We start from the raw sequence: 15248 nt of genomic DNA, 5'->3' as shown, positions 1-15248 counted from the left end.
GCAACCGACCACCGGGACCGCCGCATTCGCCGGGCCGCCCGGTGGTCGGCGTTCTCCTGGGCACCGGTGGGCCTCGTACGAAAGTCCATGGATTCGGTTTCGAGAGTCCAAACCCTCCCCTTGCGTATCAGCAGTCTCAACTATCAAGGTCGTGACCGAGGTTCAGAGCAACAGCCGCGCACGTCAGACCCCCCTCCTGGAGGATCGATGAACGACGCAGCACAGCAGAACCACGGTACGGAGGACGGTGACGACGGCTCGATGAGCCGTCGTTCGGTCCTGTGGACGACCGCCGCCGGCGTGGCCGGTGCCGGGCTCGGACTGGGCGGTCTCGGCAGCGGCACCGCATCCGCCGCCACCCCCCTCGGCTCCGATTCCGCCGCCGGTGCACAGGCGCAGACGGCCTCACCGCAGCGCCAGGGCGCCACCATGGTGGGAGTTCCGTTCGAAGGGCGTTCCACCGTCCGGGTCGGCCTGGTCGGCCTCGGCAACCGCGGCGGCAGCATGATCGATCTCTATCTCGCCGTCCCCGGAGTGCAGGTCGTCGCCGTGTGCGACCCGGTCAAGGAGAAGGCCCGGCGGGCCGCCGCGAAGGTGACCGCCGCCGGTCAGCCGGCGCCCGCCGTCTACACCAACGGTGAGGACGACTACGAGAATCTCTGCAAACGCGGGGACATCGACTTCGTCTATGTGGCGACTCCCTGGGACTTACACTTCGAGATGGCGAAGACCGCCATGCTCCACGGCAAGCATGTCGGGGTGGAGTGTCCGATCGCTCTCCAGCTCGATCAGCTCTGGGAGCTGGTCAATCTCTCCGAGCGCACCAGACGGCACTGCATGCAGTTGGAGAACTGCTGTTACGGGCGCAACGAGATGCGGGTGCTCCGCATGGCGCACGCCGGTCTCTTCGGCGACCTGCTGCATGGCGCGGGCGCGTACAACCACGATCTGCGCGGCCTGATGTTCGATCCGGACTACTACGAGGGTCCATGGCGCCGGCTGTGGCACACCCGCCTGCGCGGCGACCTCTACCCCAACCACGGGTTCGGTCCGGTCGCCAACTACATGGACCTCAACCGCGGGGACCGTGCGGTGAGCATCACCAGCGTCGGTTCGCCGTCCCTGGGGCTCGCCGAGTACCGGAAGAAGCACATGCCGGCAGGTGACCCGAGCTGGAAGGAGACCTATATCGAGAGCGACCGCACGATCAGTCTCGTCCAGACCGCCAAGGGACGGGTGATCCGGCTGGAGCACGACGTGTCCACGCCTCATCCGTACTCGCGGATCAACAGCCTCGGCGGCACGAAGGGGCTCTTCGAGGACTATCCGGCCCGCATCTATATCGAGCCCGACCACACCAACGACACCTGGGGCGACTTCGGCGCGTACGCCGAATGGGACCACTGGCTGTGGAAGGAACACGCCAACCCGCCCGGCGGGCACGGCGGAATGGACTACATGCTGGTGTTCCGGCTGATGCAGTGCATGCGTCTGGGGCTCGTTCCCGACTTCGATGTGTACGACGCGGCGGCCTGGACATCTCCGGTACCGCTCAGCCACCTCTCCATCAAGGCGAAGGGCGCGCCGCAGCAGATCCCGGACTTCACCCGCGGCGAGTGGAAGAACGCCCGCCCCGGCATGGACTCGGCGAAGCCCGCGAAGGCCTGACGGCCGGCGCGACGCTGCGGGGCCCGGCCGCACAGGCCGGGCCCCGCAGTGCGACCTCCCACGGCCCGCTCGGTGACCTTGGCGCGAAATACGCATTCCGTGGAGAAAACCCTTTGCTTCGACCGGGGCCCCCGGGTGAACCTTGCACGGTTTGAGTCAGTCACCGAACAAAAACCGATCCTCAGAACCATGGGACGTCATGCACATTCGCGATCTTCCCTACTCGGATCCTGGCGATCCCGATGTCCGGTCAGGCCCACGCTTCCTGCTCTGGCTCGGCCGCAACCAGATCCGCGGACAGCTCAAGTCCCTGTCCTGGGGCCTGCTGCACCAGTGCTCCGTCGCCGGGCTGCCGCTGGCCGTCGGCTTCGCCGTGCAGGCGGTCGTCGACCGTTCCGGCAGCCGGCTCGCGCTGGCCGGCGGGCTGATCGCCGTCCTCGGTGTGCTGATCGCGGTCGGCGACACCATGCTCCACCGGACCGCGGTCACCAACTGGATCACCGCCGCCGCCCGTGTCCAGCAGCTACTGGCCCGCAAGACCGCGGAACTCGGGTCCGCACTGACCCGCCGGGTCGCCGCGGGCGAGGTCGTCGCGGTGTCCACCGGCGACGTCGAGAAGATCGGCTGGTTCGTCGAGGCACTCTCCCGCTTCGCCGCAGCCGCCGTCGCTCTCGTGCTGATCTGTGCCGGACTCGTCGTCTATCTGCCGTCGCTGGGGGTGCTGGTGGCACTCGCCATGCCGCTCCTGGCACTGGCCGTGCTGCCGCTGCTCCCTCGTGCCACCCGGCGCGCGGATCTTCAGCGCGAGAAGGCCGGAAAGGCCACCGAACTGGCGTCGGACACCGTGGCCGGGCTGCGGGTGCTGCGCGGGATCGGCGGCGAGGAGCTGTTCCTCGGCCGCTACCGGCGTGCCTCGCAGGAGGTCCGCAGGGCGGCTGTCCGCAGCGCGCAGATGTGGTCGCTGATCTCGGCGATCCAGGTGCTGCTGCCGGGCGTGCTGCTCATCTCGCTGGTCGTGTACGGAGCGACGCTGGCCCACGAGGGCCGGATCGAGGTCGGCCAACTGGTCACGGTGTACAGCGCGGCGACGCTGATGCTGTTCCCGCTGAGGCACTTCGAGGAGATCGCGATGGCGTACTCCTTCTCGCGGCCGTCCGCCAAGCGGGCCGTGCGGGTGCTGTCGTTGCACCGCACCGTCGAGCCGTCGACCGTCGATGTGGTGCCTTCCGGTGATCTGTACGACCCGGTCACCGGGCTGATGGCCCCCGCGGGCAGGTTCACCGCGGTGGTCTGCGGCGACCCGGACGAGGCCGGCGAACTGGCCGAACGGCTCGGCGGGCACGCCGAGCCGGCCGCGGAGCAGGACACGACGGGCGACGCTCCCGAGGGCTCGCCGTCGCCGGAGAAGAATCCGTCCGTCCTGCTCGGCGGCGTCCCGCTGGACGAGCTGTCGCTGGCGGCCGCCAGGACCGCGGTGCTGGTCCAGGACAAGGACCCGGTGCTGCTCTCCGGGACGCTCCGGGAGCTCCTGGACGTGCCGTCGTCCGGCCAGGTGACCGCTGAGGAGGCGCTTGCCGCCGCCCAGTGCGGTGACGTGCTCGACGCGCTGGCCCAGGCCTCGGTGACCAGGGACGGCGATCCGATGGAGACCAGGATCACCGAGCGCGGCCGGTCGCTCTCCGGCGGCCAGCGGCAGCGGCTCGCCCTGGCCCGCTCCCTGGTCACCGATCCGGAGGCACTGGTTCTCGACGAGCCGACGTCCGCCGTCGACTCGCACACCGAGGCCCGGGTCGCCGCCGGTATCAAGGCGCTGCGCCAGGGTCGTACGACCGTCGCGTTCGCCTCGTCGCCGCTGCTGCTGGACCTCGCGGACCGGGTGGTGCTGGTGCACCGGGGCACCGTGACAGCGGTCGGTACGCACCGCGAACTGCTGCACACCGAACCGCGGTACCGGGCTGTCGTCACCCGGGAGACCGACGACGAGATCGCGGCACTGACCGCGTCGGACGAGATCGACGGGATCAGCGAAGTCAGCGGGATCAAGGCGATCGAAGAGATCGAAGGAATCGAGGAGAGGGCATGATCGGCGTCGCACAACCGACGTACGACCCGGCCGCCCCGGAGTCGGCGACAACGCTGCCGGTCGGCACCCCCACCACCGTACGCAGCTATGTACGGGACCTGATGCGGCGCCACCGCAAGCCGTTCGCCGTACTCATCTCGGTCAACGCCGTCGCGGTGATCGCCTCGATCGTCGGGCCGTATCTGCTGGGCGGACTGGTGGAGGACCTGTCGAGCGGGGTCGCCGACCTCCATCTGGAGCGCACCGCCGCGGTGTTCGGGCTTGCACTGCTCGTACAGACCGTGTTCACCCGGATGATGCGGCTGCGCAGCGCGATGCTCGGCGAGGAGATGCTGGCCGATCTGCGCGAGGACTTCCTCGTGCGGTCGGTCGGGCTGCCGCCGGGCGTGCTGGAGCGGGCCGGGACCGGTGACCTGCTCTCCAGGATCACCACCGACATCGACCGGCTGGCCAACGCGATGCGGGAGGCCGTTCCGCAGTTGGCGATCGGTGTGGTGTGGGCGGGGCTGCTGCTCGGTGCGCTCACCGTGACCGCTCCCCCGCTGGCACTCTCCGTACTGATCGCCCTGCCGGTGCTGATCCTCGGCTGTCGCTGGTACTTCCGCCGGGCGCCGTCCGCGTACCGCTCGGAGGCCGCCGGGTACGCGGCGGTCGCCGCGATGCTGGCGGAGACCGTGGACGCCGGACGGACGGTGGAGGCGCACCGTCTCGGCGCGCGGCGGGTGGCGCTGTCGGACCGGCGGATCAAGGAGTGGACGGCCTGGGAGCGGTACACGCTGTTCCTGCGTTCCGTGCTCTTCCCCGTCATCAATGTCACGTACGTGACGATCCTCGGAGCGGTGCTGATGCTCGGCGGCTGGTTCGTCATCGAGGGATGGCTCACTGTCGGACAGCTGACGACGGGTGCGCTGCTGGCGCAGATGATGGTCGACCCGATCGGTCTGATCCTGCGCTGGTACGACGAGTTGCAGGTCGCACAGGTGTCGTTGGCCCGGCTGGTCGGCGTGCGGGACATCGAACCGGACGCGGGCGACGCGGAGGTCGCCCCGGACGGCCGGGACGTCCGGGCGGACGGTGTGCACTTCGGCTACCGCGCCGGGGTCGACGTGCTGCACAAGGTGTCCCTCGACGTCGCCCCGGGCACGCGCCTCGCGCTGGTCGGCCCGTCCGGTGCGGGCAAGTCCACGCTCGGCCGGCTGCTGGCCGGGATCTACGCCCCGCGCAGTGGTGAAGTCACCCTGGGCGGTGCGCAGTTGTCGCAGATGACGGCGGAGCAGGTGCGTACGCATGTGGCGCTGGTCAACCAGGAGCACCATGTGTTCGTGGGTTCGCTCCGCGACAACCTGCTGCTGGCCCGTGACGGCGCGCAGGACGCGGAGCTGTGGGCGTCGCTCGCCGCGGTCGACGCGGACGGCTGGGCGAAGGCGCTGGGCGAGGGTCTGGACACCGAGGTCGGTTCGGGCGGTCTGGCCCTGACCCCGGCGCAGGCGCAGCAGATCGCCCTGGCCCGGCTGGTGCTGGCCGATCCGCACACTCTGGTGCTGGACGAGGCGACCTCGCTGCTGGACCCGCGGGCGGCCCGCCATCTGGAGCGCTCGCTGGCGCGGGTGCTCGACGGCCGTACGGTCGTGGCGATCGCGCACCGGCTGCACACCGCGCATGACGCGGATGTGATCGCGGTGGTCGAGAGCGGCAGGATCAGCGAACTGGGCAGCCATGACGAGCTGGTTGCGGCGGACGGCGCGTATGCGGCGCTGTGGCGGTCCTGGCACGGCTGAGAGCCTGTCGGGTGACCTCTGAGCGGAGAAGGCGGAGGTGGTGCGCGGGCCGTCACCGGTTCGCGCGCAGCCACGCGTCGAGAGCGGCGAAGTCCGCGTCGGTGAGCCCCTGGGCGGGATCGACGCGATGGAGGAGGGCCGGCCCCGGGTGATGTGCGGCCACCCAGGCCCGGTCGGTGCCGGTGATCTCGTCGTCGACCCAGACGAAGGGGCGCCCTGCCGCGCGGTCGACGAGGGGGCGCGTCTTCCAGTGCAGCCCGTCCCGCCGGTCGAACTCGTCCTCGTACGCCGGATCCGGCCAGGCCACCACGGGCAGCTCCGGCAGGCCGAGCCACGGTGCGATGCACTCGTTGGCCTCGTCCAACCAGGTCGTGGCCCAGACGAGGTCGCAGCCCAGTGCCGTCAGCCGGGGCCCGAGCGCGGGATCGATCCTGCTCAGAAGGGGATTCGACTCGGCCGGCCCGGGTGCGGCCCCCGTGCGGTACGTCGGATACCCGTGCGGGCGCTGTTGCGGCGTCGCTCCGAACGGAATGAGCGGCCCGTCGACGTCGAGGAAGAGAAGCGGGCGCTGCGCGGAACCGGTCACGGCTGCACGGTACCCGCTCTCCGGGCGGACGCGACGAGGGCGCCCGTGCTGGATCGCCTCCCACCACGGGCACCGTCGTGGTCACAGTCCCGCCAGGTCCCCTTCCGTGGGGTACGCGCTCTGCGCACCTGCGCCCCGCACAGGGGCAGCGCCGACCCTGACCGCGTACCGCACCGCGATGACCAGGTCGTCGCTCCGGGCCGGGCGGTGGGCGAGTGCGCCGGTCATGGCATCGCCCGCCCCCGGTCGTGTCCACCACGTCGACCGAGGGTGACATCGGCGCCGGGCCGGGCGGCGACGACGGCCCGGTTGGCACCCTTGCCGCCCGGATGGACCGTCAGGTCGCCGCCGAGCACGGTCTCCCCGGTGGCGGGGCGGCGTGCGACGCGGCCATGAGGTCCGCGTCGGCCCCGCCGCCCACACCCGCATCGGTGGAGGCCGGTCGGGTGGACATGGCGCCCCCTCTCAGAGCCCCTGGGCCCGTACGATCCGGGCGACGATCTGCTCGGCGATCGCCTGCACATCGGCGTCGACGACGAGGTCCACATTGCCCTCCGGGTCGGACGTGAACACGGTCAGCCCTTCGTCGGTGACCTCGACCGTGCCGCGTTCGGTGGTGTACAGGTCGGGGCGGAGCAGGGACAGCGCCGTGATCGGGTCGTGCGGCACGCTCCACGATTCGCCGGTGAAGCCGGTCCACCCGTCGATCTCGCGGGCGAGCGCCTCCCCGTACGGTCCGGCCGCCCGGATCGTCTCGACGCCGTCCCGCTCGATGCGCAGCCGGGTGGTGATGTCCAGCCCGGTGACGACGATGCGCACGGCCGAGCCGAAGACGATGCGGGCGGCGGTGATGTCGCTGACGATGTTGTGCTCGGCCTTGGCGCGCGGGCCGAAGTCTCCGCCCATCAGGTACAGGGTGCGTACCCCCGGGGCGAAGCGGTCGTCGAGGCGGATCGCGCGGGCGATGTTGGTGAGCGGGGCGATGGCGATGACATCGCTCGCGCCGGGTCCGGCAAGCACGGTGTCGACCAGGAAGCGGTCGGCGGCGATGTCGTCGCGTACCGGTTCGGTCTCCAGGTCGGGGAAGGCCCGGCCTTCGTGTCCGGCCCACCAGACGTCCTTGCCGGAGAGGGTCTCGGTGGCTCCGGGCACGACGGTGAGGTTGCGTCCGGCGAGGGCGCCGAGCCGGTGGGCGAGGCGGGCCCTGAGCAGGGTGTCGCCGTAGACGGTGGTGATGCCGGCGATGTGCGCCTCGGGCGAGCCGAGCAGCACACCGAGGGCGAGGGCGTCGTCGACGTCGCTGCCGATGTCGGTGTCGAGGAGGACGTCTGCCGTGGGCTGGTTCACTTTGCTCCTGGGGTCGTTGGCGGGTGGATGGATGGTCACTTCAGGCCGCTGCCCGCGATGGACTGCGTGAAGTACCGCTGCAGGCGCAGCAGTACGAGGAGCGGGATGACGGTCAGGACGACGGCGGCGGCGAACACCTGGCCGTAGTCGACGACCATCTGTCCCTGCAGGGTGCCGAGGGCGATCGGGCCGAGCTGCTTGTCCGGTTCGGTTCCGACGAGCAGCGGCCACATGTAGGACTGCCACTGGAAGGTGAACAGGGTCAGGCCGGCGCCGATCAGGGCGGGCCGCGACAGGGGTACGTAGATCTTCGTGAAGACGCCCCACCAGCTGAGCCCGTCCATCCGTGCGGCCTCGACGAGTTCGCGCGGGATGGCGAGGAAGAACTGGCGCAGCAGGAAGATCGCCAGGCCGTTGCCTATGCCGGGCAGGATCAGACCGGCGTACGTGTTCTGCAGTCCCCAGTCCCGAAAGATGTCGGACAGCGGGATCGCGATCGCGTCGAACGGGATCATGAAGCTGAGCAGGATCACGGCGAAGACGAGCCCGCGCCCGCGGAACCGGAAGACCGAGAGGGCGAAGGCCGCCATCGCGGAGAGCACCAGGCCGAGCAGGACGGTGGCGACGGCGACGCCGATGGAGTTGAGTACCGCGCGGCCGAAGTCGCCCCGGAACAGGGTCACATAGTTGTGCAGCGTGGCGTCGGTCGGGATCAGGCTGTGCCAGGACACCCGGTCGAGCCCGGCGAGCACCTTGTCACCGGGGCGCAGCGAGCCGGCGAGCACCCACAGCAGGGGCAGCGCGAACAGCACGCCCATGACGACGGCGGTGACGAGCGGCATGTGCCGCAGAGCGGAGAGGCGGCGCGGGGCCGAGGGCACCGGCGCGTTCGTGGTCTTCACTGGGTCACTCCTCGCCCTTGCCCTGCATCATCCGGAACTGGACGACGACGACGGCGAGCGTGATGGCGACGAGCACCACCACTTCGGCCTGGGCGAAGTTGATGTCGCCGACGCTGTAGGCGCGGCGGAACACGTCGTACATCATGAGATTGGTGGAGCCGTCGGGGCCGCCGCGGGTGAGCAGCTGCACGGGCGCGAACACCAGGAAGTTGGCGACGGTGTCGGCGACCAGCACGAAGGCGAGCGGGCGGCGCAGCAGCGGCAGCGTGACATGGAAGAAGCGCTGCCAGGCGGAGGCGCCGTCGACGGCGGCCGCGTCGTAGCACTCCTGCGGAATGTCCTGGAGTCCGGCGATCAGGAACATCATCCAGTAGCCGACGCCGACCCAGGACATCAGCACGATGAGCGCGAAGAGCGCCTGCTCGGAGCTGGTGAGGAAGGGCTGCGGCGGGATCCCCAGGGCGCCGAGGATCGCGTTGAGCGGTCCCTCGGGGCGGTAGAGGATGCCCCAGATGACGGCGGACACGGCTGGCGGCACGGCGATGGGTGCGAAGACCAGCGAGCGCCAGAAGCGGACGCCCGCGAACCTGCGGCCCAGAAGTACGGCGAGGCCGAGCGCGATCAGCACCTGGAGCGGGTTGATGACCAGGCTGAACAGCAGCGTGACCCGGACGCTCTGCCAGAACTGGGAGTCCGAGAAGAGGTCTGTGTAGTTGCCGAGGCCGACGAACGTGGTGGTGCCGTCGACGAGGCTGTGGTGGCGCGCGCTGCTGACCAGGGCCATCGCGGCGGGCAGCAGACGCAGCACCGCAAGCGCGAGCAGCGCGGGTGCCAGGAAATACAGGGCGGTCCGGCCCTGCGATGCGCGGCGGCGTGCGGGCCGCGGCGGGGTGCGGGGTGGTGAGGTGGTCATCGCAGGCGCTCCCAGGTACGCACCAGTTCACCGGAGGCCTTCGCCAGCCGGGGTTCCACGGCGGAACCGTTGCGGATGTCGGAGAAGGCGGAGCCCATGACGGTCTCGAACTGCGTGTAACCGATGCTGCGTGGCCGGCTGACGGCGGTGTGAGCGAGTTCGTACCGCATGATCGTGGCGACCCCGGCGGTGCTCTTCGTCGCCTTGTCCGCCAGGTCCCCCGCGTACCGGTCGAAGGCCTTGCGGTTCGACGGGATGAGCGGGGACGCCTCGACGGTGGAGAGGCTGCCCTCGGTGGTCAGTGCGGCGTACTCCATGAACCGCAGGCCCGCTTCGGGGTGTTCGGCGTACGGGTTGACGCCCCAGGACCAGGAGTCGGTGGGGGTGACGGCACGCCCGTGGGCGAACTTCGGCTGCGGGGCCGTGCCCCAGGTGAAGTCCTTGAGTCCGGCGAAGGCACCGAGGTTCCACGGGCCGCCGACGAAGAACGGCACGCGGCCCGAGGTGAAGAGGGAGGAGAGCTGGTACGACGGGATGCCGCGGGGCGACGAGCCGTCGGCGAAGAGCGTGCGGTACCAGTCCAGCGCGTCGATCCAGCCCTGGGTGGTGACGGCGGGCGTGAGCATGTCCTTTCCGGTGATGCCTGATCCGCCGTGGAGGGACTCGATGAGCGGCTGCAGCCCGTAGTAGAGGTCCGTCTGCTCCAGCAGCAGCGCGTAATCGGCTCCGGCCCGGTCCATCGCCCGGCGTCCCGCGGCCCTGGTCCGCTCCCAGCTCCAGCGGTCGGCCGGTGCCGCGCCGGGGAGTGCCACCCCGGCCTTGGCCAGCAGGTCCGCGTTGTAGAAGAGGTACTGCGTGGACGTCCAGATCGGCAGCGAGCGAAGCGTGCCGTCCCAGGAACTGACGGCGTACTGCTCGGGGGTGACGGCGGCCCTGGTGCGGTCCGCGATCCGGTTCAGGTCGGTGAGGAAGCCGCGGGCCGTCAGCGCCGGGACGCGCGGCTGGTCGACCGCGTACACGTCGATCGCGCTGTCCTTCGCGGAGAGCCGCAGTTGCAGGACGTCGCCGAGCTGGTCGGGCGGGACCGGCGTGTAGTCGATCCGTATACCGGGGTTGGCGCGTTCGAAGCCGCGGATGACCGCCCGGAACGTCTCGGGGGTCTCCGGGCCGAGGAACCGTACCGCTGTTCTGCCGTCCGCCGGCCGGCCGCCCGAGCAGCCGGCCAGGGCCGCCGCCGAGGCCACGCCGAGGGCGGCGCCGAGCACGGTTCTGCGGCTGGGAGAGCTCGTCATGCGGCTCTCCTGCCTGCGATGGACATCGCGTTCTCCAAATCGTTTTGCATAACCTGGCTCGGCCTTCGTGCGGCACGATCGGAAGCACCATACAAAACGTTTTGCACATTGGATAGAGTGACCTCGAACACCAGGACAACAGCCCTGGACAACGACGGGAGGCTGATGGTGCACGGCGCCGGCCGGATCAAGATCGTGGATGTGGCATCCGAAGCGGGCGTCAGCGTCACCACGGTCTCCCATGTGCTGAGCGGCCGCCGCCCGGTCTCCGCCACCACCCGCGCCCGGGTCGAGGACGTCATACAGCGGCTCGGCTACCAGGCCGATCCCTCGGCGCGCGGACTGCGTACGCAACGCACCCGCACCCTGGGCCTGGTCGTCCCGGACATCACCAACCCGTTCAACACCGCCATCGCGGCGGGCATGCAGGAGATCGCACTGGCCCACGAGTACCTCACCGTGGTCTGCGAGGCGCCGATGGACGGCCCGCACCTGCCCGCGGTGATCCGGCAGTTGGTGGCGCGCCGTATCGACGGCATCGTGGTCGGCCGGTACGGCGCCACGCGGCAGGATCTGGACCGGATCACGGCCTCGGGATCCAAGCTCGTACGGCTCGGCGGGCCGCTGGCACCCGGGCTCGGCGATGTGGTGCGGGCCGCCGAGACGGAGGGCATGTACGACCTGGTCAGCCATCTGGTGGGGCGCGGCTACCGGCGGATCGCCTACATCGGGGGCGCGCGGGGGGTGGAGCCGGGCGAGGAGCGGTTCGTCGGCTACCGGAAGGCTCTGGAGGCGGCCGGGCTGCCGGTGCACCGGGAGCTGGTCGCCTGGACCAGCTTCACCCGCGACGGCGGACGGGCCGGGGCGACGACGGTACTGAACGCCACGGAGCCGCCGGACGCCGTGGTGTGCGCCAACGATCTGATCGCGATCGGCGCGCTGGACACCGCACGGGCGGCGGGGCTGCGGGTGCCGGACCGGTTGGCGATCACCGGGTACGACGACATCGAGGCAGCGTCGCTGGTCTCGCCCGCTCTGACCACCGTGCTCAACCCGGCCCGGGAGATCGGCCGTTCGGCGGCGCAGCTGCTGCTGGACCGGCTGGAGGGCGAGGGCTCGGGCCCGGCCCGGGAGATCGTTCTCGCGCACCGTCTGGTACCGCGCGAATCGGCCTGATCCCCCGGCGGCCGGGTGAGGTGCTCAGATGAAGTTGAGGGCGGCCGCACCGCCCACTCCCCCGAGCACCATGAACGCGGGCATCAGCACCTTCAGCTCCACCCAGCTTCCGGCGCGGAATCGCATGCCCTTCGGCGGCCCGATCGGGTACCAGCGCTTGCGGCCCAGCGGGATCGGCCACAGGATCGGGCAGCCGGAGACGGTCAGCGCGTCGCCGATGTCATGGACGAGGGCGCCGAGGACGATCGGCAGCCCGAGCCAGAGGTACTCCTGGCCGGGGGCGCTGAAGAGCCAGTCCGAGCCGTTGCCCGGCTTGTCGAGGATGCCGGCCAGTATCCAGGCGCTGGTCGCGCCGAGCAGCCACACCAGGACGTCGCTGGACATCCGGGCGGCCCGCCACAGCAGTCCTTCGACGGCGAGCACGAGGTGGACGAAGAGAATGGCCAGGACCGCCCACCGGCCGCCGGTGATCGCCGCGGCGGAGGCCCCGGCGCCTATCAGCACCGCCCAGAGCCAGGTGTGCGTCAGAGTCCGGTGACCGCCGTTGCGGCGCGGGTCGCCGGAGCCCCGGGTCGCCTTGTAGACGGCGTGCGAGAGCTTGTCGACGATCTCACAGAGTCCGCGGGAGACCGGTCCGAAGGCGCGCGAGATGGTCGCGGACTTGTGGTCGAGGTCCGGGGCGAGCGCGGCGCCCGCGGTGATCAGTGCACCGACGACCAGGACGGGCCACGGCATCGTATGACCCGCGGCTGCCGCCGCCGCGCCCACCCCCAGCCAGGCCGCTGCCCCGGACAGCGAGTGTGCCGGTCCCATCATGGTTCTTCCGCCCCCAAAGTTTGTCCGGCCGCCATCGCCGTTGCGATGCGGCCGAGTTGAGTGGGCAGCGTACCGTCCGTGATCTTCGTAAGGTCGTCCGGTTCCCGCATCCGGGCGGAAGGCAGGCAAGATGGGGGCGTGACCCTTATCGATCAGCTGCCCCCGACCGACGACCCGGACGCCCTCTTCGAGGCCTTCTCGTCATGGACCGAGACCCAGGGCATCACCCTCTACCCTGCTCAGGAGGAGGCGCTGATCGAGGTGGTCTCCGGGGCGAACGTGATCCTTTCCACGCCCACGGGCTCCGGAAAGAGCCTGGTCGCGGCGGGTGCACACTTCACGGCTCTGGCCCAGGACAAGGTCACCTTCTACACCGCCCCGATCAAGGCACTGGTCTCGGAGAAGTTCTTCGATCTGTGCAAGCTGTTCGGTACGGAGAATGTCGGCATGCTCACGGGCGACGCCTCCGTCAACGCGGACGCCCCGGTGATCTGCTGCACCGCGGAGGTGCTCGCGTCCATCGCACTGCGCGACGGGAAGTACGCCGACATCGGCCAGGTCGTGATGGACGAGTTCCACTTCTATGCGGAAGCGGACCGCGGCTGGGCCTGGCAGATCCCGCTGCTGGAGCTGCCGCAGGCCCAGTTCATCCTGATGTCGGCCACGCTCGGTGACGTCAAGATGTTCGAGCAGGACCTGACCCGGCGCACCGGCCGCCCCACCTCCGTGATCCGCTCGGCGACCCGGCCGGTCCCGCTCAGTTACGAGTACCGGCTGACCCCGATCACCGAGACGCTCACCGAACTCCTGGACACCCGGCAGTCGCCGGTCTACATCGTGCACTTCACGCAGGCCGCGGCCGTCGAGCGGGCGCAGTCGCTGATGAGCATCAACATGTGCACCAAGGAGGAGAAGGAGAAGATCGCCGATCTGATCGGCAACTTCCGCTTCACCACGAAGTTCGGCCAGAACCTCTCCCGCTATGTGCGGCACGGCATCGGGGTGCATCACGCGGGCATGCTCCCGAAGTACCGCCGCCTGGTGGAGAAGCTCGCCCAGGCGGGTCTGCTGAAGGTGATCTGCGGTACGGACACACTCGGCGTCGGCGTCAACGTCCCGATCCGCACAGTGCTGTTCACGGCGCTCACCAAGTACGACGGCACCCGGGTCCGTACGCTGCGCGCCCGTGAGTTCCACCAGATCGCCGGCCGCGCGGGCCGGGCCGGCTTCGACACGGCGGGCTTCGTCGTCGCGCAGGCGCCCGAGCATGTCATCGAGAACGAGAAGGCCGTCAAGAAGGCGGGCGACGACCCGAAGAAGAAGCGCAAGGTGGTCCGCAAGAAGGCCCCCGAGGGCTTTGTCGCCTGGTCGGAGACCACGTTCGACAAGCTGATCCAGTCCGACCCGGAGCCGCTGACCTCCCGCTTCCGGGTCACGCACACGATGCTGCTGTCCGTGATCGCCCGCCCCGGCAACGCGTTCGAGGCGATGCGGCGGCTGCTGGAGGACAACCACGAGCCGCGCCGCGCTCAGCTGCGCCACATCCGCCGGGCCATCGCGATCTATCGCTCCCTGCTGGACGGCGGCGTCGTGGAGCAGCTCGCGACGCCGGACGCGGAGGGGCGCATCGTGCGGCTCACCGTCGATCTCCAGCAGGACTTCGCGCTCAGCCAGCCGCTGTCCACGTTCGCGCTGGCCGCTTTCGACCTGCTCGACACCGAATCGCCGTCGTACGCCCTGGACATGGTCTCCGTCGTCGAGTCGACGCTCGACGACCCGCGGCAGATCCTCGCCGCCCAGCAGAACAAGGCGCGCGGCGAAGCGGTCGGCCAGATGAAGGCGGACGGTGTCGAGTACGAGGAGCGGATGGAGCGGCTCCAGGACGTCACGTACCCGAAGCCGCTGAGCGAGCTGCTGTGGCATGCGTACGACGTGTACCGCAAGAGCCACCCGTGGGTGGGCGACCACCCGGTCTCGCCGAAGTCCGTGATCCGCGACATGTACGAACGCGCCATGACGTTCACGGAGTTCACCTCGAACTACGAGCTGGCCCGCACCGAGGGCATCGTGCTGCGGTATCTGGCGAGCGCGTACAAGGCGCTCGAGCACACCATCCCGGACGACCTGAAGTCCGAGGACCTGGAGGACCTGATCGCCTGGCTCGGCGAGATGGTCCGTCAGGTGGACTCCAGTCTCCTCGACGAGTGGGAGCAGCTCGCCAACCCGGAGGTGGAGACTGCCGAGCAGGCGCAGGAGCGGGCCGACGAGGTCAAGCCGGTCACTGCCAACGCCCGCGCCTTCCGGGTGCTGGTCCGCAACGCGATGTTCCGCCGGGTGGAGCTGGCCGCACTGGACAAGGTCGCCGAGCTCGGCGAGCTGGACGGCGAGGCGGGCTGGGACGAGGACGCGTGGGGCGAGGCCATGGACGCGTACTGGGACGAGTACGAGGATCTGGGCACCGGCCCGGACGCCCGCGGTCCGAAGCTGCTGAAGATCGACGAGGACGCCGCGCACGGCCTGTGGCGGGTGCGGCAGACGTTCGCCGACCCGAACGGCGACCACGACTGGGGCATCAGCGCGGAGGTCGATCTGGCGGCCTCCGACGAAGAGGGCCGGGCGGTCGTCCGGGTCACCTCGGTCGGCCAGCTGTGAGCGTGACCGCCGCGACGGCACCTTTGCGAGAGTGG

General features: G+C 70.1%; 12 protein-coding genes and 1 pseudogene. 5 read left to right on the top strand and 8 right to left on the bottom strand.

Annotated features, from left to right (window positions below):
• Window positions 1-207 precede the first annotated feature (207 nt).
• The 3 genes from OG395_RS42830 to OG395_RS42820 all read left to right on the top strand — a co-directional run bounded on the left by OG395_RS42830 (window position 208) and on the right by OG395_RS42820 (window position 5529).
• Window positions 208-1668 carry a Gfo/Idh/MocA family protein gene (locus OG395_RS42830; RefSeq protein ID WP_327247726.1) on the top strand — a complete coding sequence of 487 codons (1461 nt, stop codon included), beginning with the start codon at window positions 208-210 and terminating at the stop codon, window positions 1666-1668.
• Between the two features lie 199 nt (window positions 1669-1867).
• Window positions 1868-3751: an ABC transporter ATP-binding protein gene (locus tag OG395_RS42825; protein ID WP_327247725.1), complete on the top strand. Its 1884-nt coding sequence runs from the start codon at window positions 1868-1870 to the stop codon at window positions 3749-3751.
• A complete protein-coding gene (locus OG395_RS42820) occupies window positions 3748-5529 on the top strand; it encodes an ABC transporter ATP-binding protein (protein ID WP_327247724.1) in 1782 nt (593 codons plus the stop codon). Before OG395_RS42825 ends, OG395_RS42820 begins: the two co-directional genes overlap by 4 nt.
• A 52-nt stretch (window positions 5530-5581) precedes the next feature.
• Here the strand turns inward: OG395_RS42820 and OG395_RS42815 are convergent, their stop codons facing one another.
• The 7 genes and pseudogenes from OG395_RS42815 to OG395_RS42785 form a co-directional block, all read right to left on the bottom strand.
• Window positions 5582-6115 (bottom strand): HAD domain-containing protein, encoded by a 534-nt coding sequence (locus tag OG395_RS42815; protein ID WP_327247723.1) that lies wholly within the window; start codon window positions 6113-6115, stop codon window positions 5582-5584.
• A gap of 81 nt (window positions 6116-6196) precedes the next feature.
• Entirely contained in the window at window positions 6197-6343 is a 147-nt protein-coding gene (locus tag OG395_RS42810; protein ID WP_442818655.1) for a hypothetical protein, read from the bottom strand.
• 2 nt (window positions 6344-6345) lie between these two features.
• Window positions 6346-6569 (bottom strand): annotated as a pseudogene (locus OG395_RS42805) (PfkB family carbohydrate kinase); the annotation flags it as partial.
• A gap of 11 nt (window positions 6570-6580) precedes the next feature.
• Window positions 6581-7462 carry a nucleoside hydrolase gene (locus OG395_RS42800; RefSeq protein ID WP_327247722.1) on the bottom strand — a complete coding sequence of 294 codons (882 nt, stop codon included), beginning with the start codon at window positions 7460-7462 and terminating at the stop codon, window positions 6581-6583.
• Window positions 7463-7497: 35 nt separating this feature from the next.
• Window positions 7498-8364: a carbohydrate ABC transporter permease gene (locus OG395_RS42795; protein ID WP_327247721.1), complete on the bottom strand. Its 867-nt coding sequence runs from the start codon at window positions 8362-8364 to the stop codon at window positions 7498-7500.
• A gap of 4 nt (window positions 8365-8368) precedes the next feature.
• Window positions 8369-9277 carry a carbohydrate ABC transporter permease gene (locus tag OG395_RS42790; protein ID WP_327247720.1) on the bottom strand — a complete coding sequence of 303 codons (909 nt, stop codon included), beginning with the start codon at window positions 9275-9277 and terminating at the stop codon, window positions 8369-8371.
• Window positions 9274-10569 carry an ABC transporter substrate-binding protein gene (locus OG395_RS42785; RefSeq protein ID WP_327247719.1) on the bottom strand — a complete coding sequence of 432 codons (1296 nt, stop codon included), beginning with the start codon at window positions 10567-10569 and terminating at the stop codon, window positions 9274-9276. The genes OG395_RS42790 and OG395_RS42785 overlap by 4 nt, the downstream gene beginning before the upstream one ends.
• 117 nt (window positions 10570-10686) lie before the next feature.
• Here OG395_RS42785 and OG395_RS42780 point away from each other — a divergent pair, with 117 nt between their 5' ends.
• Window positions 10687-11745, top strand: a complete 1059-nt coding sequence (locus tag OG395_RS42780) for a LacI family DNA-binding transcriptional regulator (protein WP_327247718.1) — start codon at window positions 10687-10689, stop codon at window positions 11743-11745.
• 24 nt (window positions 11746-11769) lie between these two features.
• Here OG395_RS42780 and OG395_RS42775 read toward each other — a convergent pair whose 3' ends face one another.
• Window positions 11770-12561 (bottom strand): metal-dependent hydrolase, encoded by a 792-nt coding sequence (locus tag OG395_RS42775; RefSeq protein WP_327247717.1) that lies wholly within the window; start codon window positions 12559-12561, stop codon window positions 11770-11772.
• 138 nt (window positions 12562-12699) lie between these two features.
• Between OG395_RS42775 and OG395_RS42770 the strand changes: the two genes are divergently transcribed.
• Window positions 12700-15213, top strand: a complete 2514-nt coding sequence (locus OG395_RS42770) for a DEAD/DEAH box helicase (protein ID WP_327247716.1) — start codon at window positions 12700-12702, stop codon at window positions 15211-15213.
• Window positions 15214-15248 lie beyond the last annotated feature (35 nt).

Origin of the sequence: Streptomyces sp. NBC_01320 (genome assembly GCF_035974375.1) — a bacterium.
In the GTDB taxonomy this organism is placed as follows: Bacteria; Actinomycetota; Actinomycetes; order Streptomycetales; family Streptomycetaceae; genus Streptomyces; species Streptomyces yanii.
The sequence above is the reverse complement of the archived record's forward strand: the minus strand, read 5'-3'. Positions and strand labels throughout refer to the sequence as shown.